Annotated in this window: 25 protein-coding genes; 14 read left to right on the top strand and 11 right to left on the bottom strand. The window is 70.6% G+C overall.

Going from position 1 to position 25,035, the window contains the following annotated elements:
• Positions 1-167 precede the first annotated feature (167 nt).
• From RI578_RS41660 to RI578_RS41670, 3 genes are all read right to left on the bottom strand, one after another.
• Positions 168-677, bottom strand: coding sequence for a hypothetical protein (locus RI578_RS41660; protein WP_310876211.1), 510 nt, complete (start codon positions 675-677; stop codon positions 168-170).
• Between the two features lie 156 nt (positions 678-833).
• The gene (locus RI578_RS41665) at positions 834-1,472 is read right to left on the bottom strand and encodes a GNAT family N-acetyltransferase (RefSeq protein WP_310876212.1); all 639 of its coding nucleotides are present in this window, start codon (positions 1,470-1,472) and stop codon (positions 834-836) included.
• Between the two features lie 74 nt (positions 1,473-1,546).
• The gene (locus RI578_RS41670) at positions 1,547-1,933 is read right to left on the bottom strand and encodes a hypothetical protein (RefSeq protein ID WP_310876213.1); all 387 of its coding nucleotides are present in this window, start codon (positions 1,931-1,933) and stop codon (positions 1,547-1,549) included.
• A gap of 235 nt (positions 1,934-2,168) precedes the next feature.
• On the opposite strand from RI578_RS41670, the gene RI578_RS41675 reads away from it, so the two are divergent.
• The 3 genes from RI578_RS41675 to RI578_RS41685 are packed head-to-tail and all read left to right on the top strand — an operon-like array spanning position 2,169 to position 7,578.
• Positions 2,169-6,011: an SNF2-related protein gene (locus tag RI578_RS41675; protein ID WP_310876214.1), complete on the top strand. Its 3,843-nt coding sequence runs from the start codon at positions 2,169-2,171 to the stop codon at positions 6,009-6,011.
• The gene (locus tag RI578_RS41680; protein WP_310876215.1) at positions 6,008-7,219 is read left to right on the top strand and encodes a hypothetical protein; all 1,212 of its coding nucleotides are present in this window, start codon (positions 6,008-6,010) and stop codon (positions 7,217-7,219) included. Before RI578_RS41675 ends, RI578_RS41680 begins: the two co-directional genes overlap by 4 nt.
• Positions 7,220-7,275: 56 nt before the next feature.
• A complete protein-coding gene (locus tag RI578_RS41685) occupies positions 7,276-7,578 on the top strand; it encodes a hypothetical protein (protein WP_310876216.1) in 303 nt (100 codons plus the stop codon).
• Between the two features lie 63 nt (positions 7,579-7,641).
• Here the strand turns inward: RI578_RS41685 and RI578_RS41690 are convergent, their stop codons facing one another.
• From RI578_RS41690 to RI578_RS41705, 4 genes are all read right to left on the bottom strand, one after another.
• Positions 7,642-8,223 carry a hypothetical protein gene (locus RI578_RS41690; protein ID WP_310876217.1) on the bottom strand — a complete coding sequence of 194 codons (582 nt, stop codon included), beginning with the start codon at positions 8,221-8,223 and terminating at the stop codon, positions 7,642-7,644.
• Positions 8,224-8,369: 146 nt separating this feature from the next.
• Complete coding sequence (locus RI578_RS41695) at positions 8,370-9,686, bottom strand: hypothetical protein (RefSeq protein ID WP_310876218.1); 1,317 nt, start codon at positions 9,684-9,686, stop codon at positions 8,370-8,372.
• 85 nt (positions 9,687-9,771) lie between these two features.
• On the bottom strand, positions 9,772-10,089 hold the full coding sequence (locus RI578_RS41700; protein ID WP_310876219.1) for a hypothetical protein: 318 nt from the start codon (positions 10,087-10,089) through the stop codon (positions 9,772-9,774).
• A gap of 251 nt (positions 10,090-10,340) precedes the next feature.
• Positions 10,341-10,907, bottom strand: coding sequence for a hypothetical protein (locus tag RI578_RS41705; RefSeq protein WP_310876220.1), 567 nt, complete (start codon positions 10,905-10,907; stop codon positions 10,341-10,343).
• An 861-nt stretch (positions 10,908-11,768) separates the two neighbouring features.
• Here RI578_RS41705 and RI578_RS41710 point away from each other — a divergent pair.
• From RI578_RS41710 to RI578_RS41735, 6 genes are all read left to right on the top strand, one after another.
• Entirely contained in the window at positions 11,769-12,020 is a 252-nt protein-coding gene (locus RI578_RS41710; protein ID WP_310876221.1) for a hypothetical protein, read from the top strand.
• A gap of 110 nt (positions 12,021-12,130) precedes the next feature.
• Positions 12,131-12,298 carry a hypothetical protein gene (locus RI578_RS41715; protein WP_310876222.1) on the top strand — a complete coding sequence of 56 codons (168 nt, stop codon included), beginning with the start codon at positions 12,131-12,133 and terminating at the stop codon, positions 12,296-12,298.
• The gene (locus RI578_RS41720) at positions 12,298-12,510 is read left to right on the top strand and encodes a hypothetical protein (RefSeq protein WP_310876223.1); all 213 of its coding nucleotides are present in this window, start codon (positions 12,298-12,300) and stop codon (positions 12,508-12,510) included. The genes RI578_RS41715 and RI578_RS41720 overlap by 1 nt, the downstream gene beginning before the upstream one ends.
• A gap of 438 nt (positions 12,511-12,948) precedes the next feature.
• Complete coding sequence (locus tag RI578_RS41725; RefSeq protein WP_310876224.1) at positions 12,949-13,422, top strand: hypothetical protein; 474 nt, start codon at positions 12,949-12,951, stop codon at positions 13,420-13,422.
• Positions 13,423-13,582: 160 nt separating this feature from the next.
• The gene (locus RI578_RS41730) at positions 13,583-14,692 is read left to right on the top strand and encodes a DUF4262 domain-containing protein (protein ID WP_310876225.1); all 1,110 of its coding nucleotides are present in this window, start codon (positions 13,583-13,585) and stop codon (positions 14,690-14,692) included.
• 42 nt (positions 14,693-14,734) lie between these two features.
• The gene (locus RI578_RS41735) at positions 14,735-15,178 is read left to right on the top strand and encodes a hypothetical protein (protein ID WP_310876226.1); all 444 of its coding nucleotides are present in this window, start codon (positions 14,735-14,737) and stop codon (positions 15,176-15,178) included.
• 225 nt (positions 15,179-15,403) lie between these two features.
• Here the strand turns inward: RI578_RS41735 and RI578_RS41740 are convergent, their stop codons facing one another.
• A complete protein-coding gene (locus tag RI578_RS41740) occupies positions 15,404-16,243 on the bottom strand; it encodes a hypothetical protein (protein WP_310876227.1) in 840 nt (279 codons plus the stop codon).
• Between the two features lie 85 nt (positions 16,244-16,328).
• Positions 16,329-16,874 (bottom strand): hypothetical protein, encoded by a 546-nt coding sequence (locus RI578_RS41745; RefSeq protein WP_310876228.1) that lies wholly within the window; start codon positions 16,872-16,874, stop codon positions 16,329-16,331.
• 188 nt (positions 16,875-17,062) lie between these two features.
• Between RI578_RS41745 and RI578_RS41750 the strand changes: the two genes are divergently transcribed.
• The gene (locus tag RI578_RS41750; RefSeq protein ID WP_310876229.1) at positions 17,063-18,412 is read left to right on the top strand and encodes an XRE family transcriptional regulator; all 1,350 of its coding nucleotides are present in this window, start codon (positions 17,063-17,065) and stop codon (positions 18,410-18,412) included.
• A gap of 37 nt (positions 18,413-18,449) precedes the next feature.
• Here RI578_RS41750 and RI578_RS41755 read toward each other — a convergent pair whose 3' ends face one another.
• Positions 18,450-19,250, bottom strand: a complete 801-nt coding sequence (locus RI578_RS41755; RefSeq protein ID WP_310876230.1) for a GNAT family N-acetyltransferase — start codon at positions 19,248-19,250, stop codon at positions 18,450-18,452.
• A 243-nt stretch (positions 19,251-19,493) separates the two neighbouring features.
• Here RI578_RS41755 and RI578_RS41760 point away from each other — a divergent pair, with 243 nt between their 5' ends.
• From RI578_RS41760 to RI578_RS41775, 4 genes are all read left to right on the top strand, one after another.
• Positions 19,494-20,534 carry a hypothetical protein gene (locus tag RI578_RS41760; protein ID WP_310876231.1) on the top strand — a complete coding sequence of 347 codons (1,041 nt, stop codon included), beginning with the start codon at positions 19,494-19,496 and terminating at the stop codon, positions 20,532-20,534.
• Between the two features lie 19 nt (positions 20,535-20,553).
• Complete coding sequence (locus tag RI578_RS41765) at positions 20,554-21,630, top strand: 3'-5' exonuclease (RefSeq protein WP_310876232.1); 1,077 nt, start codon at positions 20,554-20,556, stop codon at positions 21,628-21,630.
• A gap of 336 nt (positions 21,631-21,966) precedes the next feature.
• Complete coding sequence (locus RI578_RS41770; protein WP_310876233.1) at positions 21,967-22,539, top strand: hypothetical protein; 573 nt, start codon at positions 21,967-21,969, stop codon at positions 22,537-22,539.
• A gap of 91 nt (positions 22,540-22,630) precedes the next feature.
• Positions 22,631-24,454, top strand: coding sequence for an RNA-binding domain-containing protein (locus RI578_RS41775; RefSeq protein ID WP_310876234.1), 1,824 nt, complete (start codon positions 22,631-22,633; stop codon positions 24,452-24,454).
• Positions 24,455-24,475: 21 nt separating this feature from the next.
• On the opposite strand, the gene RI578_RS41780 is transcribed toward RI578_RS41775, so the two are convergent.
• The gene (locus RI578_RS41780) at positions 24,476-24,805 is read right to left on the bottom strand and encodes a WhiB family transcriptional regulator (RefSeq protein ID WP_310876235.1); all 330 of its coding nucleotides are present in this window, start codon (positions 24,803-24,805) and stop codon (positions 24,476-24,478) included.
• Positions 24,806-25,035 lie beyond the last annotated feature (230 nt).

Below are 25,035 nucleotides of genomic sequence, written 5' to 3' on the forward strand. Positions count from 1 at the left end.
GCCGTGATGAGGCCCCTGCCCGGCCCGGCCCGGCGCCTGCAGTCGCCCTTGGAGACCCTGACTTGGCAGGAGCCTCCAGTTCTGGAAGTCGGGGACGACGAACCGCAGTGACCGGGCTGGGTGGGAAGCAGACGTCGGTTCTCACCAAGGGCTGAGGACAAGCCGCGCTACGCGTACCTGTTCAGCAGGTCGCAGATCTCCTGACCGGTGATGCGGCCGGTGTCGCAGAGGAGCTGCGCTGCCTCCGTGATCCCCCGCCAGTACCGGAGCATCAGCTTGCGACTCTCGTCGCATGCCTTGCGGACCGACGACTCATCCGTCGCGAGTTGCTCCATGGCTGCGAAGTCGTGGCGGGCGCCGCTCCGGGCCGCGAGGCTGCGCTCTGGGGTCCACAAGCGCGTTTCCCTCATCCACTGCTCCTGGGCCAGGAGACCACCGTGGAGGAAGATGAGCTGGGTGTGCTGGGCGGTGTGATCAGGTACCCAGGAGATGTCGGTGTAGGCGTCCGTCGCCGCGCCCGGTGTGATCGTGAGTTCGCAAGCGTCGACGGAGCAGTTGCCTGTGGCCAGGCCCGTAGCGGCGTGCCCGATCTCGTGGATCGCGGTATAGAGGCGGTACTGGTGGTCGGTGAACCTCAAGGTCTCGCTGATCGTCTGCTGACGTCCCCCTTCACTCATGGTTCACATTCTCGCTTTCCCGTGTGATCAGCGTCCGGCCTTTTCGTCGGCCTGCTGGGTCAGTTTGGCGTGTGCCCCTTGGTTCCGGTGCCGTGGCCGCCCGGCACCGGAACCAAGGACGTGCGGGTATGCGTACTGGGCCGGGCTGGCGGGACGTCAGTCGGACAGTGCACCGGTGATGGTGGGCATCCCCTGGACCGTGGTGATCGAGGTGGTAGGGGTGAGGACCTTGAAGGCGTGCTTCCACCCCCGGTCCACGAGGCTGAGAAGTTCTCCCGTGGGTAGCTTCAGCGACAGACGGTTGTGGCTGGTGTAGCCGAGCCGTCCGTAGAACTTCGTGAGACTTCGCTCGTGGCGCAGCGTCAGGGCCGTGTATCCGGCGTCCCGGAACGTCTGCTCGGCGTGCTGAAGGAGCGCGCGGGCAATTCCCTGGTTCCGGTAGGTGGGAACCACGGCGAGGCCATGGACGGTGGTGATGCGCTCGACGATCCTCCGGTGCATGATCTTGGGCGAGCGGTTCGGGTCGGACATCCACTTGGCGTGGCCGCACGCGATGGCTCCGACGGGAGCGCCCTTGCTGTTCTCGGCGATCAGGAAGTGGTTCCTGCGGTGGGAGAGCGGGCCGTCGTCGCTGTCGGTGAGGGCGTGCCGCATGGGGTCCAGGGCACCGGGCAGTTCCTCGGCCCGCAACTGGAGGTCGACGAGCGCAATCAGCTCGACGAGGGTGTCACCGTCCTCTTGAGTGGCGGTACGGATGCGGATGTCGGTGTCGGTGAGGGCCATGAGGGTGGGCATGGTCGAGTCCTTGGTGCTGGCAGCCGCACTGGGCGTGGCACGGCTGGAGGAGATGGGGTGCGGGCAGAAGGGGGTCAGCCGAGGGGGGTGCTCCAGCCGAAGAAGAGCCAGCGCGGCTCCGGCCCGTCCGTTTCGAGCAGCAGCGCTCCGGCGCCGCCGGAACGGACGCACAGGGCGTCGTCCTCGATCAGGCGGTCGGCCAGCCAGTCGGCGTCGTCCTCGTCGAGGGGGGCGCCGTACGGGACGGGCGACGGAAGGGAGGCGTTGAAGTAGCCCGCCATGACGGGGCCCAGTGCGGAGCGGCTGCGCACGACGGTGACGCGGTCGACCTTCGTCAGGTCCGCGCGCCGCGAGAACGGGTCGACCGGAAGTTTCCGGTCCTCGGCGGCATGGTTCGCGAAGGCGCTCTCGGCGCTGGGGCCGCTGGCGGTGAAGCGGAAGACCATGGGTTCCAGGTGCATGACGATCCTCGCAAGAGCGGGCGCCGTGTAACTGCCGGCGCACAGATGGGAATCCCGGCGTGATGCGGGTGAAGTGAGGGGGAGCCGGTATCCAGCGACATGACCAAACTACATATCGAAATGAGAATAAGCAACACCCTTGGGTGGGGTCCTCGTGTGTACGGCGCGGACCCGACGCCTGCGCAGGTCACAATGGAGGCGGTCTCGACGGCGTCCGGTTACTGGGGGAGTGTCTTTGTCCATCGACCGTCTGCAGCCCATCAGCCCTGCAGCGCTGGCCACTCGAAACCCGCACCCCGAGATCCCGGCCTCCCGCGCCGAGACCACCGAGGGCCCGACCTTGTCCCTGATGAACGCGGAGACCTTCCGCGGCTTGCTGCAACGCGCTGTCGCCCAAGGCGCTCCCGCGGCGGCGATCGCCGCCGAAGCCGTGCACCGCATCGCCCGAGGGCACCTCGACGTCGCCGCCCTGCGGACGGTGCTCCTCGATACGGCCGAAGCACAGGACTGGGCGCCCGTCCGGCAAGCCGCCATCCTCGCCGTCGCTGCCAGCCCGGCCCTGGCGCCGAGCATCATCTCCATGCACGCCCAGATGCTGAGAACGCCTGCCGCGACCGTCCGGGAGGGGCAGGGGGACGACGGCCTGCCGTTCTTCGTGGCGCAGGCCACCTTCGCTCCCACCGGCCGCGACCTCACCGGCAGCGTTCAGCAGGCCCGCACCCGCAAGGCAGCCAGGCAACAGGCCATGGCCGCCCTCATCGCCGCACTCGCCGGCCTGCCTGACCCACTGGCCGATCGTGCGGTGCAGAACTGGAGCTGGGATACACCCGCCGTCCCGCTTCGGGCCGCCGCTCCGGCCGGGGAATCCAACGCCGTCTCGGTCCTGAACGAGTTTCACCAGGCGGGTCACATCACCCGGCCCGACTACCGGCCCCCGACCCCGTCCCCCACCGGCTTCGCGGCCACGGTCACCGCCGTACACCGCGGCCAGCAGCTCATCGGCGAAGGCACCGGATCCAGCAAACGGCAGGCCCGTGCCGAAGCTGCCGACCGTCTCCTCAAAGCCCTGGAGAAGGCCCTCGGCGCCGACGAACCCCAGCCGCAGCCGGCACCCGAGCCGGCGACCACACCCCTGCCGCCCGCAGCACCCGCGCCGCCCGCCCTCAGCCAGGAGCCACCGCCCGCCCTGACCGCGGGTCCAAGTGACCTGTTCGCCGCGCATCGCGCGATCGAGCAGGCCCTCGCGGACGGCGCCGCCCTGACCCTGCTGCCTTCCCGCCACCCCGCCCGGGCCTCATGGATGCTGTTCCAGCCCGACGGCACACACCTGCAGCTGCTCGACAGCGTGCCGGCGCCGCTCCAGCCGGTCACCCGCGACCTCGTCCTTGCCGGGACCGGCGGCATCATGCCCCGCCGCGCCACCGTGACCGGCGTCGCTGTCCCGGTCGGTCTCGCCCTGCCGGCCCTGCTCACCCCCCGGGAAGGCGAACACGCCTCCGTCACCGGCTGGCGCCCCTGCCTCCGACTGGCCGTGGCGTGCGTGGCCCAGCAACGCGTCTACCCCGCCCTGACCGCCGACGGCCAGGGCTGCTGGCGCATCGGGCCGATCACCGAACCGCTGCGCACCGCCGTCACCGCGGCCGCCGCCCTGATGGCCCCCGAAGGGCACTGCCTCCTCGCCGGCACCAACCCCATCCGCGTTCCGTCCCCCGAGCACGCGGCGTGGCCCCTGCTCGACGCGGTCGCCGACACCCTCCTGCGCACCCCCGCCGCCGCCACGCTGCTGGGCTCCGGCCCGCACACCGGGCCAGCCGGCCAGGACGCCGATCCGACGCCGGAACTATGGAGGTGGGCGGACGCGATCGAGGACGGCGTCGACCCCCACCCCTCTCCGCGCCTGGTGCTGCGCATCAAGGACCCCGACGCAAACGGTCCGGTTCCAGCCGCTCCGGCCGTTCTCCACCTGGCCGCCGGTGACCAGGACGAGACCGTCGCGGCGATCACCGTCTGGGACGGACAGCGCACCCACGCCGACCTCACCCCCGCGGCACTGCCCGGCGTGCGGCGCACGCTACGCCGCGCCGCCCGCCACTTGCCGCCCCTGGCCCAACTCGCCGCCCAGGAACGCCCCCACCGCCTCTCCCTGACCGCCGAGGACCTGGCCCATCTCCACGACCACGCCACCACCCCGCTCGGCGAGGCCGGCATCACCGTGCAGTGGCCTCCCACCCTCCTCGGAGCCCTCACCGCCACCGCCGTTCTCGGCACCCGCGACCCCGCCCACGAGGACGAGGGCACGACGGGCAGCGGCTACCTGGCCCTGAACCGGCTGGTGGACTGCCGCTGGCACATCAACCTCGACGGCGAACCGTTGACTGAACAGGAGATGACCGCACTCGCCGACGCCGCCTGGCCGCTGATCCGGCTGCGCGGACGCTGGCTCCTCGTTGACACAGTCACCGCCGGTCGAGCCCGAGCCCGCGACCTCGCGCCCCTGCCGTCCCTCGACGCGCTGACCGCCGCCCTGTCCGGCACGCTCACCCTCGACGGCGAAGCGCTCGAAGCCCGACCCGCCGGCGCGCTGGCCACCCTCATCGACGCGCTGCGCCAAGCCCCCGACGATCCCCGACCCACCCCGCCACCGACCGCTCTGAAAGCTACGCTGCGCCACTACCAGCAACGCGCCCTGGGCTGGCTGGCGAACATGGTCGACCTGGGCTTCGGCTGCTTGCTCGCCGACGACATGGGGCTCGGCAAGACCCTGACGACCATCGCCCTGCACCTGAACCGCGCCGAGACCACCACCGGTCCGACGCTGGTGGTCTGCCCGGCCTCCCTCATCACGAACTGGGAACGCGAGATCGCCCGCTTCGCGCCCTCCACCACGGTGGTGCGCTACCACGGCGCCGGCCGGACCCTCGATCGGGACGCCCTCGAACCCAACACGGTCGTCATCACCACCTACGGCACCGCGCGCCGCGACACCGCCGCCCTCGCCACCGCCGAGTGGGGCCTGGTCGTCGCGGACGAGGCCCAGCACATCAAGAACCCCACCTCCGCCACGGCCAAAGCGATGCGCGCCCTGCCGGCCCGCAGCCGGATCGCGGTCACCGGCACCCCGGTGGAGAACAACATCACCGAGCTGTGGGCCATCCTCGACTGGACCAACCCCTCCCTCTTCGGCACCCGCAAGGCCTTCCGCACCCGCTACGGCGCCGTCGAGAAGGACTCCACCTCACCCGCCGCAGCCCAACTCGCCCGGCTCATCAGCCCGTTCATGCTGCGAAGGCGCAAGTCGGATCCCGGCATCGCGCCCGAACTGCCGGGCAAAGTCCACCACCACCGCATCGTCGCCCTCACCGACGAGCAGACCGGCATGTACGAGGCGACTGTCCGCGACACCATGGACGAGATCGCCACCAGCACCGGGATCCATCGCCGCGGCCTGGTCCTCAAGCTGCTCCAGGCGTTGCGCCAGATCTGCAACACTCCAAGCCTCTACCTCAAGGAGCCGCTGGAGGACATCGACCCGGCGGACCTCGTCCGCCGTTCGGGCAAGCTGGCAGCCCTGGACGACCTCATGCCCACCCTGGCCGAGCGTGGCGAAGCGTCACTCATTTTCACGGGTTACGTGCAGATGGGCCGCATCCTTGAACAGCACCTCCGTGCCCGAGGCCGCTCCGTACGCTTCCTTCACGGCGGCACACCCCAGGCCCGCCGCCAAGACCTCGTCGACGCCTTCCAGAACGACCCCGACCCCGCCCCGGTGTTCATCCTGTCGGTCAAGGCGGCCGGGACCGGACTCACCCTCACCCGGGCCGAGCACGTCGTCCACTACGACCGGCCCTGGAACCCCGCCGTCGAGGACCAGGCGACCGACCGCGCCCACCGCATCGGCCAGCACCGCACCGTGCAGGTCCACCACCTGATCACCGAAGGCACCGTGGAAGACCACATCAACGAACTCCTCGCCCGCAAACGGGCCCTGACCGAGGCGGTCCTCACCTCCGGCGAGAGCGCCCTCGCCGATCTCGACGACACCGAACTCAACGCGCTCGTCGCCCTGGGGTCCCGATGACCGGCTCCGGCAACATCCGCAACATGGCCCCCCTCGTCGCCGCCTGGAAGCAGGCCTTCCACCTGGCGACCAACGGCTCCGTCTCCTACGGCAAGGGCCTCAACCTCCACCGCAACGGCGCCATCGCCCAGATCCATGCGCAGCCCGGCCGCCTGACGGCTGCCGTGACCGCGAAGAAGGCCACCCACCGAGCCGCCCTGCTCCTGCCCGAACTGACTGAAACGCAGTGGGACACCCTCGCCGGCCGTCTCGCCGGCAACACCCAAGCCGTCGCCGACCTTCTCGCCAACCGGGTTCCCGCCGCCATCGCCGACCCGGGCCACGCCCGTGGCATCGCCATCGTGCCCGGGGCCGAAGAGATCGCCTTCTCCTGTTCCTGCCCCACCGGCCGCACCGGCCGCGTGTGTGACCACAGCGCCGCTCTCGGCCACGCCGTCACCGAACGGCTCGCCGTCACGGCTTCAGTCCTCCTAGGCGCCCGCGGCATGTCCGCCCGCGCCCTCGCCGGCCTCGTACGCGACCTCGTGGCTGACACCGACCCCGGGACCCTCCCAGCGGACGCCGTCGGAACCGTCCGCGCCGACCAGCTCTACTCCCTGGCGGCTCACCGGGCCCCGCACCCCATGCCCGAACTCGACCTCGACCCCGTCGTCCCGGTCACCACCACCCTCGACGACCCGCCCGTTCCCGGTCCCCGCGCGCAGGACCTGGCCTGGATGACCCAGGACGCGGCCGACCGCGCCCGCGCCCTCCTGTCCGCGGCCTCAGATCAACCCCATGACGACCTTGCCGACACCGTACGGATCATTGCCACCCCGCACGGTGTCGACCGGCTCCAGGCCGCCGCCGACGCCACCGGCCTCACCGAAGCCGCGCTGCGCGCCATGATGATCGGCTACCGCCACGGCGGCCCGGCCGGCGCCCATGCCGCCCTTGCCGCGACCACAGTCCCGCCGAGCACGCTGGAACAGGCCGCAGAGGCCCTCCGCACCTCCCGCGCCGTTGCGCTCGGCGTCATCGACATCGTCGACGGAGCGATCACCGACTCGACCGCCGGCGTCCAGATCCGACCCGGTCTCGACGGTCGGTGGTACCCCTTCACGCTCTGGCGAGCCGATGAGTGGCGCCCCGCCCCCGGAGCCTGCGACGATCCCGCCGAAGCCTTCCGTGCCGCGCGGCGCGCCCGCGCCGCGCGACCACTCAGGTGATAGCCCGGCCCCCGGCCCCCAGCTGACCAGGTCACCCACTCCGAAAGGTCCACCGCATGCTCTTGGACTCGCAGACCGGTGTAGGCGTCTACCAGTTCATCGTCGACCGGCTCGAGGACCGGCGCCGCGAAGAGTACCCCGACGGCCGCGAGGCGTACGAGGACAGCTGGACCGCCGCCCACGATCTGGAGAAGGCCTATGCCGAGGCCGTACATACCGGCGACTCCGACACAGCCGAACGCCTTCTCCATGAGCTCATGAACATGGCCGATCCGTGGCAGAACCATCCGCACCACCCGGCCAAGCACACCCGCGAGGGGCACCAGCCCCGGAACGCCGAGCCCGGCAGCCGGTCCTAGGGACACGCGCTCGGCCGCTGCATCAGCGGTCCGGACTTCTTGAGCAGGCGGTCTAGTGCTGCATCAGGCAGCGTCAGCGAGCGGGGACAGCGTCACGCCGAGCTGATGCTCCGGCTCGGCATGCGGAACACCGTCCGCGCCCAGGAACAGGTAGAAGTACGCCGTTGTCAGCTGCCTTGGAGCCGACGGCCCGCCCACGGTGCTCAGGTTGCCGGCAGAGTAGAAGTGCGGCAGCCAGTCCGGACCCACGATCGCTTCCACCCAGGCCCGCGCCTCCGCCGGGTCGACTGCCTGGCGGGTGCCGAGTTGCTTGTGCTTCGCCGCGACCGACAGCGTCAGCACACTCCCCTCCCGGCCCGGCCGCTCCAGGAGTACCGCCTGGTCCAGGATGTCCCCGACGATGGTCAGGACGGCATGCCGGTCGGTCACTGAACGCACTGGCCCGAAACGGTGCGGCACCGTCTGTCCGTTCGCCCGCATCTGCTCCAGCACAGCTGCGGGCACTACGGAGGCCAAGCCGCTGTCGGCCGGGTCGGTGGAGAACAGGTCCCGGCGAAAGCGCCGCAGCTCTTCCTCATGCTTACGCAGCACAGTACGAATATCCACACACATGCCGTCAACGGTACAAGCCGCCCTGCGGCGCATCGCATGCGCATGCTCCGTGCCTGCGGCCCTCGCGACTAGGGAGCCCGTGAGCGACTGTGTCAGCCGCGTGCTCGCGGCACAGTCGGGCGACCACCTCCGGAACCACCTGGTCGGCGACCCCCTCGGACAGCACCTCCATGGGAAGGTCACCGGCCCGAGGCCCCTGGGTTCGGGATCCGGTAGACCGGGGTGGTGGGCGCGAGGGGCAGGTCGGGGCGGACCCGGGCACGGAGGAAGAAACGGCGCTCACGGCTGAACGTGATTCCCTCGACCGCGCCGTCCTTGTAGACCGGCCCGACGAGACGCCCGGCGCTGTCGCGGATGCCGATCCGTACTCCAGGTTTCCAGTGTGCTCGCCTCCATGTGCCGAGGGTGAGCGGTCCCCGGGAGCCCACCGGTGCGGTGCGCTGCTCGGGCGGCCCCTCAGGCGGAGGGGTGAAGTCCAGGAGCCGGACTCCATGGAAACCGCCGGCCCGTCCGGCCTCGCTCGTGGCGATCCTGCCCAGAGTGCTGCGCGACGGTTGCGTCCCGGGGTCCGGAAGAACGGGCGGGGACGTCCACCGGGCGAACGCGAGCTGCGCGGCGTACCCGTACAGCACACGACCGCCGGCGTGGTCGCCGTACGCGGTCGGCTGCAGAACCTGGCACCGCTTGCCCGCGGCGTCGAGGCAGGAGATGAGGAGGAATCCCGACGTCGTGTCGAGCCGACCATCGGCCTGGGCGGCGAGCAGGCCGCCGAGGATGACCGGTTCCGGTCCCACGCATACGCCGGCCTCGACGAGCGCGGCGAGCTCGTCGTCATCGGCTTGGGCCGCGCGCAGGGGGACGGCGTCGTGAGTGATCAGCGACCAGGGGGCCGGCAGCCGCAGAGCGTCCCGTGTCGATTCGTCCAGCGGGGCCGTGGTGACCACGTCCAGGGCGAGCGGGGCGGGGACCATGTGCGCCGCGGCGAGATAGGCCGCGGTACCGGTCAGTGCGCGCAGCCACCGCACGGATAGGTGCTGCTGAATCGCGTAGGTGCTGATGCGGAAGTCCTGCTCGTCCAGCAGGCCGGACCGCAGCGCGCCGACGTCGGCCGGCACCAGGCCGGACAGGTCCGAGGGCAGGCGGCGATGGATCCGGGCAAAGCGCCGCTCGAGCTTCCACTGCTCCCGCTGGGTCGCCAGTGCGGCGGCGGTGACGTCGACCACTACGTTGCCCGGGCCGCTCACCGCGAGGATGAGCTTCGACTCGTGAGGGAGCAGCTCCCAGTCGATGTCGTGCTCGTCCGCGAGCCGTTGTGCCTCTCCGCACTCCGTGACCACCCGCTTCCACAGCACCGCCAGTTGCTCGTCCCAGGATCCCGACCGGCCTGGCCCTGCACCGGGACCGAGAAGGAACTCCTTCCATGCACCCGAGCCAAGGTCGGTGACGGTGAGGTCACCGTCACGCGCACCTGGGGACGTCGGTTGCGCGAAGGCCATGTCAAGGAGGTTTCGAACGCTCATACAGGCATCAACGACCGCGCCCGGCTGGGAGGCACTCCTGTCTGCGGCCGTGGGCGCCTGGTCACTCCTCGCGTTGCTGCTGGGCCTCTTCGAGGGCGCGCAGTGCGGCCTGGCGAGTCTGCTCAATACGGGCAGGGTCCCGGGAAATCTGATCCCTGTCGGCTTCCGCGCCGCCGTCAGCCGCCGCCATCACGGCGTCGAAGGCATTCCGCCGCGCGGTCTCATTCAGCGGTGGGCGACCGCGCAGCACCCCGATCGTCATCAGCGTCCGCACGTCGTCGCTCGTGGTGGGCCGCATTCGGCCTTCGACCAGATCGTCCAGCCTCCAGCTGTCCGCGATCTCTTCCCACGTCACGTCCGGCATCGTCTCGTCGCTCATATGTTCCCCATCCGCTGCGAGAAGAAGGAGTCAACCACAGCAGCCGACCGCGTCCCAGGGCCGCTCAGGACCTTGCCGACCTGCACCCGATGACGGTGGAGGTCCTGCGCGAGCTGCCAGCCGACTACCCGGTGCGGGTGCTGGACCGCAACCTTCAACAGCCGCGGGCCCGAGTGCCTGCCGAGGGACTGGGAGCGACCGGCCGTCGGTGAGGCGGGACCAGGCGGAGACCCCTCGTCGACGGCGGCGGCTCACTGCGAGGTGTCGCTCTGCGACAGCCGCCGGGTCTGCTCCAGCAGCAGTTCCACCTGCTGCACCAGTTCCCGCGGCACAGTGGGAAGAAGGTACGGGTTCAGATGCCGGTCCCGCTGCGCCCGCATGGCGTCGACGACCCGCTCCTTGTCCCGCAAGTTCCGGTGCGCCTCCATCGCCCTTTGCGTCTCGGCCCTCAGTTCGGTGAGCGGCTCGCCCAGATCGACCGGCAGTACCCGGTGGCCCTGCTGGGTGGCCAGGGCGCTGGCGTCGGTCACGGCCACCGTCTTGTCCATGCCTCCGCGTACCAGCCCGGCCGTCACGACTGAGGGCTGCGTGACGGCGGACGGGCCGCTCTTCACGACGCCCGGGGCGGGCCGGGAGTGGCCCTCGGTGAGCATACGCACGGCTTCTTCGCGGCCGGCCTGGTCGAGCTTCGCGGGCAGCTGCCCCGCTTCGGCCGCGGCCTTCACGCGTTGCAGGGCCTTCTGGTAGCCGCAACTGGTGGTGCGGTTCAGCGCGCGGGCGATCCGCTCCTGATTGGTGGTGTTGTGGGACGGGGCCATCGCCTCTCCTTCGTCGCGCCCTGGCGTTGCGGTTCGTCCCACCACGAGCTTGGCCAGGGTGCGCGGGTTCGGAAAAAGGGGCACCGGTCGTCGCTCGCACCCGCGCGGCAGCACGGTTCACCGATATCCCGGGGGTGGGCCCGGGCCGGCGCGCACAAGCGAGGTGCGCTGCGCCGAGCATAGCGGCCGGTACCGACAACGCCCCTGGCCAGTTCCCAACTCCGTTTCACAGAACAGCGATTTCCCATCTTGTTTGGCATCCGTCCGGGGGCTGTCACAGGTCAGCTCACCTGTCTCAGCGCAGGAGGAACGGGCCTTATCGAAGATGAGCGGATACCGGTTCGCATCACCGAGGTGAACCGGCTTCTGGTTGGCAGCACACCGAAGGTCGGGCTGGAGCCGGACCGTTCCACGCCTTGCACAGGATCCAGAACTCGATCTGTTGCTTATTTGGTTTCCAATGTGTACTGTTGTTCTTGTGGGGCCGGGCCCGCAGAACCGGCCGATAAGCCACCTGACCAGCAGCCGTCGCCCGCGGCCTCGTCGAGGAAGTCGACCCGACCCGGGTCACCGGCTGCATCTGCCTGTAAGCCCCGAGCCACAACAGGACAGCCCCTCCCCAAAGGCAGTCCGCGCCCATCCACACCGCTCCGACGATCCTGAGAGCTCGCGTTGTTCTATTTGATGACATGCCCCTGCTGTGGCCGTCCGACCATTTTCCACGAGCTGGAACGCCACACCGCTCCGAGCATCCTGATCGACCCCGAGACGGGCTTGCCGCCCGGTGTATCTCCGGACGGCCACCGTGCGCCCCCTTCACCAGCGGCCGCATCCAGAGCCCGCAAGCAGCCCCTGTGCCAGTTGTGCCTCGATGACGTACAGGCCGGCGGCGAGGTGACCTTCGCCGTACGACTGAAGGGCGAGCAGACCGCGATGGCTCTCGCGCACGAGATGCCCCTCCTCGACGACGAGGGCCGAGTGATGGCCGTCCGCTGTCCGTCCGCCGGGTGCGGAGCGGTTGTCGACCTGATCAACGGCCAGCTGGAGGGACACTCCGTGCGCGGCCAGAAGTGCCGGATGTCGGGCGTGCGGGTGGTGGTCGCTGAGGAGTGAAGCGGGAGCTGAGCAGCCTCACGTGGCTGATCTTCAAACCCTCTCGGACCATACCCGAGCCCCAGTAGCCGCCCCCGCTCGCCGGGGCGCGTAAGCAAGAGGACCGCGTCTTGAACACCAAACTCAGCCCCTCCGAACAGGCCGAGGTGGAAGAACTTCTCGAACGTTGGAACGAGGCCGTCGAAGGCGACAGTAACGACGCCGAGCACGAAGTCGGCGTCGACATGTCGGAGCTCCTGTGGAGGCTGCACGGTGGTCTGTCCGTGCGTGAACTCTGATGGCCATCTACCGCCCCGGCGAGGTCAACTGCGGCCATTGCAACGAACCAACCGGGATCCCGGCTGACGACTGGGCCGGAGAAACCCGCACCGAGGGCGAATATGTCGCCTCCGTCGGCCCCTGTGTGCGCTGTGCGGTTCACACCTACGGCACCCTGACCCGCTGTCCCGACGACTGCCCCGACTGCGCGGAGAACGACGACGAGGCGTAAGGCATCGGGGCGGATGAGGAGTTGATCTCAGCATGAGTACCCCTGTCCCTGGAACCGGGGCAAAGAAGCGTCCCGCGAGGCGTCGCAAGGTCAAGAACGCTCGGACCGGCTCCGTGGGGAGCAAGATCCTGCCGGGCCGGTACAGCGACGAAGGTGAAAAAGGGCCGTGGTTCCGCCGTCTGGTTCGCCGCGCCGAGACGCGCGACTGGCAGCGTGAGACATCGCGGCTCTGACGGTCATCGTCGACCAAGTCTTCGGCCGTCGCGCCGGAGAGCCGCCCATACGCCTCACGCCGCCGGACCCGCTCCCCGCGGGTACCAGTGCGCCGGCTGAGCAGCCGAACGCGCTCTGCTTCGCCTCTGCCCTCCCGACAATGCGCGGCCCTGCCCTCCCCCTCTACGTGCGCGCCCACCGTGGCGCTCGAACCTAGGAAGAAACGTGTCTGCTGATCTGCAGCTCCGTGTCCACTCGGCTCCCGCCGCCGAACTCGTTCCACTCCTCGACCTCATGCGGGAGCACGGACTCCGCGGCGAGTATGAGCGTGGTCCTACCGAGGTCCTCACGCTGGGGCAGGTCTACCGCACCCGGGAAGCCGTGCTGGGACTCTGCGAGGAGGTCGCCACGCGGTTGGAGGAGGACGCCCCGAACGCGGTGTTCGAGTTGTGGCAGGACCCTCACTGGAGCGCCGACGGGCACTACCACGCTTACGTCCCCAAATTCGGTCATTTCGAGGCTGGTTGCGATGCCGAGGGGGTCCCGCATGTCAGCGTGCATGACCTCATCCAGAGGCTGAGCAACAGCCCGGAAGCGCCGCTCGGCGACTGGATGGCGGGCGAGGGAGCCGGCCTTCTCGGCGTCGCGGTGCTCGCCGTGGTGGGCCAGTACCGAGCGCAGCAGTCGTCCGGCTCCTGAGCCGGGGCCTTCCCCCTGTATCCCCCGTCGAGGCCGGATGCCGGTGATGCATGCGGAGGCGAAGCGCCACCGCTCAGCGATCGCCCGAGAAATCGACGACCCACTCATCGGCCTGGGCCTCCTCGGCCGCCCCACCTCTCGATTCACTGGAGTACTGATCATGGCGGACATCCGCATGCGCTTCCTCGGGCATCCCTGGGAGCGGACCACTGTCTCTGCCGGTTCGGGGGGACGTGAGGAGGTGTTCGTCGCCCTCTTCCTCAGGGCGATGGAGACCGTGCCTGAACTGCGCGCCTTGCCCGACGACCTGGGGGCGTACACCGTGCGCTGGGACGGTGACGAGGTGTCGATCTGCCACCCGGACGTCGAGCAAGTGCTCTTCCGCGCCCAGCTCGAACCTGAGCGCTCCGCGCAGGGAGGTGATCCGGTCATGACGCGGCCGCCCGAGCTGTGGCGCGAGGAGCGCGCCGACGACTTCTACCCGGCTCCGGCGGTGCTGGCCGAGATCCCGGGCCTGTGGGCCACGGTCCTGGAGCCGCATGAGCACAGGGTGGTCCGGCTGCGGTACTTCTCCGCCTGGGGCCAGTGGTACGTCGTTGAGGTTGATGACGCGAGCGGCCAGGCCTACGGATGGTCGTGCCTGGGCGGTGACCTGTCGCAGGGCCGGTGGGGCCTTATCGATCTTCCGGCTCTGGAATCGTGCCGTCCGGACGGCGATCCTTCTCAGCTGGTCGCTCGCGATCTGGATTTCACGCCCGCCGTCGCGGCCAATGTTTTGCCGGAGGGCCGCCCTCACGATTCTTGTGGGGAAGCGGATTGCCCTGTGTGTCCGCCCGATTTCATGACGGAGTATGTTGCTCGGCTGCGATCCGTGATCGCCGAGCACGGATTCGCCGTCCAGGCCGTTATGGCAGATGAAGGTTCTGCTGCCTATTGCTACACCGTCGGTCTGCACGAGTCTCTGGGACGCGAGTTCGTCATGGCCGGGCTGGACGTCAGGGCGATGCAGGGCGTGCTCCATAGCGTCGTCGAGCGGTTCGCCGGATCGTCTGGTCCGGTTGCCGGTGAGGTGCTGGACGGGCTGCTCGCGAACGGATTCCAGCTGCTCATGCGCCCCGTGGAGTCCTTGGAGCCGTTCGCGATGCTGCGGGCGGTGTACGGCAGGGAGATCGCCGTGCCGTACTGGCAGGCCGTGTGGCCCGATCGTGACGGCATCTTTCCGACCGACGCCTCTTGCTCGCTTTCCCCTCGAACCCAGCCACTTCTTTAGCCCTACCTACTTTCGACTTTGCGCATTCTAGGAGGTATTTTTATGCGCCAGCCTGAACCATTGAGTGCCATTGCGGAGCTGCGGCTCTTCCTGGATTTCGCCGTTCCTCTGTGCGGCGCTGACATCGCGTGCAAGCTCCGGCAATGGGGCCACTCTCGCGAGGAGGCTGAAAACTGGCTGCGTGGTGAGGCCGAGCGCGCTGGCGGCAGCCTGGGCGAGAACGGTGATGTGTTGCAGTTCAGCGATGGTCGGCCTCGGTCGGGGCGCGCACAGGACCGTGTGGTCCGGACGGCGAGTGAGCTTGCGCGCGGTGTGGCGGCGGCGGCGCTGCTTGCCCAGTTGGAGGGGAAGCGCGGGGTCGAGGCGTTCGGTGGCTTCTACGGTGTCCCCGCTGCGGTCGACACGGCGCGCGTCCAGGGCGGGGAGGACGGTGCAGTCGGTGACGCCGCTCGCGGCACCTGTCCTGCGCGGAAGCCGGTCGCCTGAACGCCCTGTGGCGGCCTCCGCACCGTGCTCGTCCTTGCTTCCTCGTCCTGGCGGCCGGGAAGTCGGGTCTGCGGGAATCCGTGCAGGCGCTCTCGGGTCACCCGTTAGGCTCGCCGTGGCCCGTGCCGGAATGGAGTGTGCGGGACAGGCCCCGGTCCCCGTGACGGGACGCAGTACGGCCGGGGCCGTCACTCCCCGGGCGCAGGTCGTGCGGTCGTCGGCGGCCTAGTCCAGGCGGGAGAAGTCGAGGTCCACCAAGAGCTCCTTCAGGTCGACCTTCTCGTCGTGGCAGAAGCCCCGGAGCTCGTCCCACATCTCGTAAAGGCCCTCCAGAGCGCCGCTGAGCAGGGACAGTTGCCCGCGGTCCTCGTCGAACTCCTCGTCGTGGAGGTAGACCATCTCCGCCTTCTGCAGCTCGCGTACGACGCTGAGCAGCGTCGTACGGTCCGCCGAGAAGCGCCTCAGCACCAGTTCGAAGTCCGTGCTCTCCTCGTGCACCACGAGAGCGAGGACCTGTCGGGCCATCCTTGTGAGGCCGCCGACCCGCCGCGCGAAGCGGTTGACCAGTTCGAGGGTCTCCTGTTCGTCCTCCGGATCCTGGTTGGCATTCTCCCAGGCGAAGAAGCGGCGCATGGTGGCGGCGGGCCGGACCCGGGAGTCGTTGACGGTGTCGCGGAACTCGGCCTCGATGGCCTCGACCGTGTACCGGTACCTGGCCTCGTGCTTCTGTTTGACTGCCCGCAGGTATTCGACCGTGTAGTCGTGCCGGGTGACGCTGCTGTCGATCAGGTCGTGGTGCACCCCGCACAGCAGCATCAAGTTGCCGAAGTCCCGCAGCTGTTCGACGTCCTGGCCGTCCCATTCCTCGTGCCGGGCGCTGCCGGGTTCGGCACCGATGATGTGGGCGATCTTGCCGACCCAGGCGCCCTCCTCCGTGACCAGCCGCGTTGAGCAGTGCGGGTCGCCCCAGGCGCACTCGTTGCCGGAGAACGCCCACAGCCGGCGCGCGACGCCGGACATCGGCTCCTTGCGGTTCTTCTCGGAACCGTTCGTCCGCTTGGCCACAACCCGCCCCTTCCTGCGCCCTGCCGACAGCGCGCAGCGTAGTCCAGCTCTGTCAGGTGCGGCGGGCGTGCTGCATGTCCGGCTGCTACCAGCGCACGGTCGGCCGGGGGCGGGCGGTGAGTTCGGCCTGCTCTGCGACGGCGACGAGGCGGTCGGCGGTCTCTTGGCCGACCGCCTCGGCGAGGCAGTCGAGGTTCGAGACGATCAAGAGCCAGGAACGGCGCGGCAGCAGGCTCAGGCGGGCGACGGCATCCGCGAGCGCTCCCGCCTCCAGGGCCATCATGGCCTGAACATCGGCCGGATCCGGCTTCAGCGGAACCTTCGCCTCGCGCACCAGGTCGACGGAGAGGGTCAGGTCGTCGATGACTGTGACCGCGGTGGTGTTCTCGATCATGCCGGGCTCGTAGCTGCGCCCGAGCTCGTGGGCCTGGTGGACGGTGATGTTCTCCTCGCGATAGCCGGCGGCCAGGAGACGGCGCAGCCCGGCGTAGGCGGCGTAGGACTTGCCCGACCAGTGCGGACCCAGGAGGAGCAGGCGGGCAGTGTCGCCGGCCAGGATGGTGGAGCACCACTGGGCGATGGCGGGGTGATCGGTCTCGGCGTCGCTGAAGAGCGGGGGTACGACGGGCATCGGCCCAGCGTATGCGGCCGTGTAGCTGGCGGTCGTGCTGGGTCTGATGCCGGGCGCTGCTGGCTGTCCGGGCTCCGGCCGGGGCTGTTCTGGTGGGGGTGAACTTCGGGCGTTGTCGCCCGCCTCCGTGTCATGGCCGGGATGATGTGACACGTGCGGGGCCGCGGCGGCCGCAGGATGGGGGCAGGGTGAGCAGGTGGGGGAAGCAGCAGGACCGGTTGGTGGTGCGGGCCGTCGACGTGCTGTCGGGTGTGCTGAGCGGAGCGGTTCCGGAACCGGCCCGCCGTGTCGTCGCCTCCCGGGCGTTGCTGGCCGTCGAGGAGTGCCTTTTCCCGATGCACGAGGAGCTGGTGCTGGCGGAGAACGCGGACGCGGCGGCTCAGAAGACTACCGATGAGCAGTGGGCGGACGACGCCGCGGTGCGCCGGTGGATGACCGAGACGCTGGCCGAGCACGCCTCGTCCTACAACGAGCTTCACGAGGTGTGGGAGGACGATCCGGAGTACGTCGAGCCTTGTGGGGAGCACCCGGTGTGGGCTCTGCTGGAGCTGTCCCCCTTCGTACGGCGTCTGCGGCTGTTGCAGGAGGCCGCCGCGAAGACCTCGGTCGGTCTGGGCGGCGACGTCGGTGTCGGCGCGCACCAGATCGGGCACTGGGCGGCTGGCCGCTCCCGGCCCGGGGATCGTGAGCGGGAGGCGCTGGCGGGGGCGCTGGGTGTCCATCCGGCGTGGCTGCACGCTTCGCGCGACGAGCAGCCCGATGTGCAGCTGTACCGGTTCGCGTCCTGCCCGTGCGAGAAGCCGACCGGCATGGCGCGCTTCGGTCTGGGCCGGGAGGAGCCGGGATGGTACGACAGCCCCGCCGAGCAGGATGCCGCCGTGCACTGGTGCGGCTGTGGGCAGGCCTGGGTGAAGGACGCGGCCGGGTGGCTGTTGCCGCTGCCTCCGGGGGAGGAGCCGACACCGTCCGACGAGGGCTTGGCCGACCTCGGCCATTCCCTCGGTCGCGGACCGTCGGTGTCGCTCGACGAGCCGTGGCCGCGTGCACTGTGGCAGCCCCCAGTCGGCAGGAAGGGCCGCGCCCGCACCGCCTACCGGGTCCCCGAACTGCTCACCCGGGAGCCGCAGGCCCTGCCCGAACGGCCGGATGTCCCGCGCGTGGTCGTGCCGGAGCCGGTGTGGGGTGCCGGTCCGGCGGAGCGCCTTGCCGCGAACGTGACGTGGTGCCGCATGTGCCGGGTCTTGGCCGGCGCGCCCACGGGGGTGGCCGGCGGCCCGTGGGTTCTGCTGCACCGCAGCGAGCCGGGGCGCGGACTGAGCACCTGGACCTACCCCACCGAGAAGGACGCCCTGCACCACGGCGCCCATCTGGCCATGACGTACCTGCAGCTGGACGACGGTCCCCTCGACCGCGTGGCGCTGGACCTGTTCACCGGTCAGGCGCACGCCCAGGTCATCGCCCGCTTCCTCGAACTGCACCCGCAGACGACCCAGTTCGAGGTCGCCGAACTCGTCCCCATGCGCGCCGACGAGTTCTGAGCGCCGACAGAGCCCCTTGGCCGCGCCGGGTGGGCGGTCAGGCGTCAGCCGACGTCAGCCAGGCGATCCACGCGCCGTCCTGTGCCCGGCCCAGGTGAAGGTCCGGCGTGTGTTCGGCCACTCGGGCGCAGATCCGGCCGTAGGCGCCGTGGCGAGCAGGGCACAGCCGGGCCAGTTCCTCGGGAGCGAGCGCCGAAAGGTCGTCGGGAAGGCCCTGGCCGGCCGCGGTCGCGCGCGCCTGCGCGCCTCGGTGCCGCTCGACGGCGTCCCGGCGCTCGGCGAGCAGGCGGAACCAGCGCAGATCGCTGTCTTCCTGGTCGCCCGCGGGGGTGTAGACGCACTGGCGCGCACCGTGCTCGTCGAGCTCGTCGACAACCGTCATGCCGATCGCCTCCAGCATGCGGCACGAGGCGCGGTTGGCCTTCTGGGTGACCGCGACCAGCGGACCACCGCCGGGGACGGCATCCGTCCACCAGGTGACGGCCGCGGCGACGGCCTCCCGGCCCATGCCTTCGCCCCAGGCGACGGGGAGCAGTTGGTACGAGATTTCGGCGCGGCCCTCGCACCTGTGGTCGGCGCCGATGGTCACCAGGCCGACCTGGCGCTGGTCGGCGACGCGGACGACGGTGAAGGCGCCGGCCGTCGTCGGGTAGGCGGCCTGCCGGGCGACGACGCGATCCTGCGTGACCGGGCCGCCGAGGTGGGCGCGGACCCGGTCGTCGGTCAGCAACTCGTCCAGCAGAGGACCGTCTTCCCGGGTGACCGGGCGGAGAAGGAGACGGTCGGTGCGCAGTTCGGCGGGCCAGACACGGCTCAGGGCGGTACTGACGGATTCCATGGGTGCCACGTTGGCAGCGTACGGCGCCGCCCGGGGCTGGCTTCGTTCAGAGACTGCACCGGCGGGTGGCCGGGCTTGCGGCCGCCGGCTCGCCGGGCCTGGCGGGTGCCGGGCGGCCGCAGGAATCGCACAGCCGGTCGCACTTTCGGTTCAGGTTCGATCGCTGGCGGGGTGGTGTCAGTGGCGGCTGCCAGGCTGACCGGGACAGACAAGGCCGTTCGAAGCAGCAGAAGAGGGCACACCGTGGACCCGTTCAGGGGCTGGAAGAAGTACCCGCGCGTCATGGAGGGCGCTCTCGCGTGCGCCGGCTACGCGGATGCCGAGTTCGCGGTGCGCCGGGCGGAGGCGCGGGGCGCGACTGAGGCCCGGTGGACATGGATCGGCGGCGCTGCGGAGCTGACCGGCGAGGAGTGGCCCAACGGGCTGGAGCTGGTGTGGGACTCGTCGACGGGCTGGGCGTACCGGGAGCGGGGCGGCGACAAGCTCGACGCGCTGCCGGTGCCGGTGCTGGCGGCGCCGGACGCGGTCATCGGACTGCTGCCGGCCCTCATGGACGGGCGCCGCGACCAGCTCCCGGCATCCGAGGACCGGTGGGAGCACGCCGCGCTCCTCACGCAGTGGGTGGAGTCGGCCGCGGTCCTCGGAGACGACAAGTACGACGCGGCCTACCAGCGGGCCGAGGAGGAAGCCGCGGCGTTCGACCGGTGGCAGGCCGAACTGGACGGTGACGCCGTGCCCACTGCGGCGCCGTCTCCCGCGGAGGCAGAGGGAACCGCCGGGGCCGCCCCCCGTGAAGGCGGTGACGCGGGCGCTCCGGACGCTGCGGAACAGGCCCGGCGCGCGCACGTGGACGTCATCCTGCGGTGGGCCCTCCAGGCACGCGATGACCGCGGTCACGCCCCGGACCCAGAGGTGTTCGGGGCGTTGTGCGATTTCTTCACCCGCGCCGTCGTCTTTCCCGGGTCGATGGAGCTCCACGACGGGGACCGCCACACCAGCGACCCGTCGCGTGCCTTGGCCCACCTGCTCGTCCAGCACCTGGAGCACTTCGACATGGAGCTGGAGGACCTGCCGGAGCTGCCGGTGCCCGACACGTCGGGTGACGCGACGGCCGAGTGTGTCGCCGCGGCACTGCGCTCCAGCCGATGGTTCAGTGACGCGGCTGCCGGAACCGACCAGGCCGGCCGCCTGGTGATGTTCGAGACCGTCCTCGGCGCCCGGGGCGTTCTCCACCTGGCCGACCAGGCCGACCAGGCCGACCGCGACGACGGCTCTCAGGCGTAGGGACTGAAGGGACTCGGCGATGCAACCGCAGCAGACGGACATCCAGGCCACGGCCTCTGTGCCCGTGCCCTCACGGGAACGCACCGAAGGTGGTTTCGGCCCCGAGCAGGCCGCCCGCTACCTGGGCCTGCACCGTCGCGAGTTCGCCTACCTCATCGAAGCCGGGCTCCTCGCTCCCGCCGGGCGCAGCTCCACCGGGACGCTGCGCTTCGCCGCCTCGGCGCTCGACGCCGTCGCCGCCGCACCGCTGGACTGGGCGGCAGCGCGCAGTGCCGAGGCTCGTTGCCCTTCGCCCTGGCGGGAGCTCGCCGGGTCCGCCTCCGAGCGAGCCTGCCTGGTCGACGGCGTCACGGCCGCCTTGCGTGCCGCAGGAGTGGACGCCTGGGCGCGGTACACCTCGGCGACGGACCGGTGGTCGCTCGACTGGGCACCGTCGCGCGGTGGCGGGCCGGGCCGCGAGGAGGTCGTTGAGCTGCTGCCGCTGCGGCTCGTTCGGGCTGTCGATGCTCAGCGGCTGGTGCTGCTCGGCCCGGTGGGCCAGACCATGCACTGGGCCCACGACATGCTCCAGCCGGGCGTCGCCTGCGTCCTCGACGTCGAGACCACCGGCCTGGGGCCTGCGGATCGCGTGATCGAGGTGGCCGTCGTCGACGCGCACGACGGCTCCGTCCTCATCGACACCCTCGTCCACCCCGGCCCGGACATCACCATTCCGCCCGGGGCCACCCGAGTGCACGGCATCACCGACAGCATGGTGGCCGGCGCCCGGCCGTGGAGCGCCGTCCTCCCCGAGGTCCTGGCCACGGTCGACCGACGGGTCGTCCTTGCCTACAACAGCGACTTCGACAGGCGGATGTCCGTCGGCCACGCCCGCGCGCTCGGCGTCGATCCGAGCCGGCTGCACTCGGTGCAGGCGTGGCAGTGCCTGATGAAGCGCCGATCGATGTGGCTGGGCACCAGCACGCGCCTCCGGCTCGGCGGCCGGCACCGCGCCCTCGGTGACGCGGTCGCGGCCCGCGACCTTCTGCTGTCCCTGCGGGAGCGGCCGTCGCACACCCTGCCCGCGCCGCAGCCCGACCGGAAACCGTCTGAGTGAGCCCTCGGTGCACCACGATGTCTACAAGGACGGCATTCGAGAGGGGCCCATGAACCCGCATCCGTCAGGCACCCACCCGCTGTACGGGTACGACTTCGAGACTCGCACCGCCATGTGCCGAGCCTGCTCCGTTTCCGAGCTGGATCTCCTGCCGGAGGAAGCCGGCCTCTGGCACGCGGGCCACCAGAGGTCATGCAAGGGCGCCCCGGGACAAGGACCCGAGGCCGTCGTCCTCTCCTTCCGGACGAAGCCTCAGACGATCCGCTGATCCCCACCGCGAACCGCCGAGTTCGCTTCCCGAGCCCTCATTCGCCGAGCACCGCACAGGAGTTGCCGATGTCAGACACCACCGCGCAGTCCCGTCCTCGCAGCACCGCCTTCACCCTGCTCAGGATGACCGCTCAGAGAGAAGCCACTTATCACGGCGCGGGCGGCGAAGGGCCGCCGCCGGCCGACATGGAAATGTACGGCGCTCTGACGGCCGCACTGGAGACCTGGCGGGACGCCGGCAGGCTGCGCCCACAAGCCCTGGTCCTGATCGAGTGGCTGGCCACCGAGCACGCCGGGTACCGAACCCAGCTCGTCGGCGGGGACCAGGACCGGTTCGACTCCTGGCTTCGCGCATTCGGCGACGAAGTCAGCCTGACCCAGCGCCATCCGCACCCCGCCGGCCCCACCTGCGTGGAGCTTCTCACCGTCGTCGCCTCCGCGCCGGCCGGTGAGCGGCCCGAGGAGCGTGCGGCACGGCTCGCCGTCCCCTTCCTCGCCTACCTCCGGCCCGGCTCCGAACTCGAAGACGCCCGCGAGATCGCACTGAGCTTCGCCCTGTGGGCCGGGCAGGACCTGGCCGCCCTGATGCAGTACGACTCCCAGCGAATCGTCGGCTACACGCAGGCGCGCACCAGCTGACTGGAACGCGGACGGCCAAGGCTTCCCTCCCGCCGGGTGCGGTTGCGAAATCCGGCCGCGGGAGGCCGGTGCGCCAGTGGATACTGCCGAGGTGGTGAACGACTTGAAGAGCGCCCTGGCCGAGCTGGAGGCCCATCGGCCCGGCTCTCTGCTCGGGCTGCGCGAGACCCAGTGGCTCGACGCGAAGAAGGCTCCGTACCGGGTGGCGGACGATCCGAAGGCGGTCGAGGAGCTGACCAAGGACGTCGCCGCTTTCGCCAACGGGGGCGGCGGGGTCATCGTCGTCGGCATCGCCACCCGACTTGAGCACGACGAAGAGGTCCTGGACCATGTCGTCGGCGTCGACCCGGCTGCGGTGAACGTGGACCAGATCCGCAAGCTGATCCGCCAGAGGGTCTCCCCGGCTCCCCGCGGCGTACGCATTGGATGGTCGGGGGCGGAGGGCGACGAGCGGGTGCTGTTCATCGAGATCCCCGCGCAGACCGATCATGCGCTCTTTGCCGTGCCGGCCGTGGTGGGCAAGCCCGGGGCTCCGCGTCCGGACACGGTCGCGGTGCCGATGCGGGACGGGGACAGCACGTACTGGCTGCCCCGGGCCGAGATCGTGCAGCTGCTCTCCGCCGGTGTCCGGGCCTCCGGCGTGCCCACTGTCCTGGCTCTCGCCGACCTCGTCCGGCAGGCCGTGTCCGAAGCGGGGCCTGACAGCGGGCCGCGGGTCGGCCAAGGCCTGCCGGACCGTGAGCGGGAGATGAGGGCGGCCTACGAGGAGCTCGCCGGCGCGGGTCTGGGGAAGCCCGGCGGGGAGGCCTGGGCGCAGGGCGCGGCCGCGCTGCAGGATGTCCGGCACGAGGTCGACGGTGAGCCGGGCTGGGTGCTGTGCCTGGTCCCCGATCTTCCTGCGGTCGTCGTCGCCGAGCCGGTCTGGCAGGCGATTGTCGAAGCCGGTCGGCGGGCGCCGGGCGGTCAGGATCCGCTCGCGGCCGTCGGATTCCCCCGCCCGCCCGCGGGCACGGCTGCCCCGTGGGTGATCCCGGCCGACGCCCGGCGCGTGGACCTCGACGGCGGCTTGTGGGGTCCGGGGCACGTGACGTGCTCGGGACGTGGCGTGTGGCGGTGGCAGCCGGATCCCCGCTTCAGCCTGAACCAGGGCCGCTCGGCGGAGATCGGGACCGGCGGCCAGACACCGGCGCTGCGCCTGCGGGCCCTGGTGAACCTGCCCTGGGCCGAGGCGAGCACACTGGAGATCAACAAGTCCCGGCGCACGCAGCTCGAGCAGCAGCTGCCGCACAGTGCGGTGGCCAGCGCGGTGACGCTCCTGTCCCGCCGCCGGGGCGCAGAGCTGCCCGCCGCCCGGTGGGAGCGGGGGCCTTTCGGTAACTCGGGCCGGTCCGCCGGCTACACGTGCACGATTGCCGGGCCCGACGGCACCCCGGCTGTGACGGCCTCCGTCATGCTCGCCCTGCCCACCACGATGGAGTCCACCGTGGTCGCCTGCGCGGACGTCCTGATCGAGAACCCGGAGGCGTGGGCAGTAGCCCTCCGACCCGGCTGTGACACGCAGCTGGGCCTCGACGAGGTCCAGGCCGTGCTGCTCGCCGCGTGGGAGACAGCCGCCGAGCTGCTGCCCGACATCGTCGGCGCCCCCGCCAGCCTGAAGTGGGCCGCACCGCCCACCACCGAGCTGCGGATCACGAGCGAACAGCCCGCCGAGAACGGCGTCCTGCCGGTCCTGGACACCCTCGTCGACCTGGGGCCCCTCGGGCCGAACGACAACGGCCCCAGGCCGAAGCTGGCCGTCACCATCACCGCAGCGCCGGCCATGGACCGGGCCGAGCGGCAGCACCTGCTCCGGGAGGCCCTGGTGCACATGGCCCACGCGTTCGGGTACGTCGACGCCGAGACCGACGTGCTGTAGGGATCTCGTCGGGGCGGGCCATCAAGCAGTGGCTTCCCAGTCCGGCGCGTCATCGTCGGGGCGCACGAGCCGATCATGCTCGGACCGCGCGGCCTCCAGCAATCGACGCCAGGACGTGACCAGCGGACGCCGCCGCAGGAGGGCCCGCCGATCACGCTCGGTCATGCCACCCCAGATTCCATGCTCGATCCCGTGGTCGAGGGCGTAGGCAAGGCACTCGGTGCGCACCGGGCAGCCGGTACAGAGGGCCTTGGCCCGGTTCTGGGCCGCGCCCTCGACGAACAGCTCGTCCGGGTCCGCGGTCCGGCAGACCGCTCTCTCGCCCCACGTCTCCGTCGCATCCCCGCCCACCCCGTCGCCATCCTCTCCCAGGTCCTGCCCGCGCCCTCCCCTGGGCGGACGCAGTCCGGAAACCGTACGGCACGCCCATGGAGCATAGGAGATCGCCGACTGACGGCAATCCGTTCGGGTGACGGGGACTTGACGGCGGTCCTGCTGGTACTTGGTGTCTCCGTAAGTGGCCGAGCAGCTGGTGTTGGTGGAGGCCCGCCCGATCCCGGACCTCCTCAACGCCGAGCAGG

Origin of the sequence: Streptomyces sp. BB1-1-1 (assembly GCF_031597775.1) — a bacterium.
In the GTDB taxonomy this organism is placed as follows: domain Bacteria; phylum Actinomycetota; class Actinomycetes; order Streptomycetales; family Streptomycetaceae; genus Streptomyces; species Streptomyces thinghirensis.

Bases quoted from the DNA above. Each gene is read 5' to 3' on its own strand.
- RI578_RS41660 (WP_310876211.1), bottom strand. From the start codon at position 677: ATGAGTGAAGGGGGACGTCAGCAGACGATCAGCGAGACCTTGAGGTTC.
- RI578_RS41665 (WP_310876212.1), bottom strand. From the start codon at position 1,472: ATGCCCACCCTCATGGCCCTCACCGACACCGACATCCGCATCCGTACC.
- RI578_RS41670 (WP_310876213.1), bottom strand. From the start codon at position 1,933: ATGCACCTGGAACCCATGGTCTTCCGCTTCACCGCCAGCGGCCCCAGC.
- RI578_RS41680 (WP_310876215.1), top strand. From the start codon at position 6,008: ATGACCGGCTCCGGCAACATCCGCAACATGGCCCCCCTCGTCGCCGCC.
- RI578_RS41685 (WP_310876216.1), top strand. From the start codon at position 7,276: ATGCTCTTGGACTCGCAGACCGGTGTAGGCGTCTACCAGTTCATCGTC.
- RI578_RS41690 (WP_310876217.1), bottom strand. From the start codon at position 8,223: ATGCGCCGCAGGGCGGCTTGTACCGTTGACGGCATGTGTGTGGATATT.
- RI578_RS41695 (WP_310876218.1), bottom strand. From the start codon at position 9,686: ATGGCCTTCGCGCAACCGACGTCCCCAGGTGCGCGTGACGGTGACCTC.
- RI578_RS41700 (WP_310876219.1), bottom strand. From the start codon at position 10,089: ATGAGCGACGAGACGATGCCGGACGTGACGTGGGAAGAGATCGCGGAC.
- RI578_RS41705 (WP_310876220.1), bottom strand. From the start codon at position 10,907: ATGGCCCCGTCCCACAACACCACCAATCAGGAGCGGATCGCCCGCGCG.
- RI578_RS41720 (WP_310876223.1), top strand. From the start codon at position 12,298: ATGGCCATCTACCGCCCCGGCGAGGTCAACTGCGGCCATTGCAACGAA.
- RI578_RS41730 (WP_310876225.1), top strand. From the start codon at position 13,583: ATGGCGGACATCCGCATGCGCTTCCTCGGGCATCCCTGGGAGCGGACC.
- RI578_RS41735 (WP_310876226.1), top strand. From the start codon at position 14,735: ATGCGCCAGCCTGAACCATTGAGTGCCATTGCGGAGCTGCGGCTCTTC.
- RI578_RS41745 (WP_310876228.1), bottom strand. From the start codon at position 16,874: ATGCCCGTCGTACCCCCGCTCTTCAGCGACGCCGAGACCGATCACCCC.
- RI578_RS41755 (WP_310876230.1), bottom strand. From the start codon at position 19,250: ATGGAATCCGTCAGTACCGCCCTGAGCCGTGTCTGGCCCGCCGAACTG.
- RI578_RS41765 (WP_310876232.1), top strand. From the start codon at position 20,554: ATGCAACCGCAGCAGACGGACATCCAGGCCACGGCCTCTGTGCCCGTG.
- RI578_RS41770 (WP_310876233.1), top strand. From the start codon at position 21,967: ATGTCAGACACCACCGCGCAGTCCCGTCCTCGCAGCACCGCCTTCACC.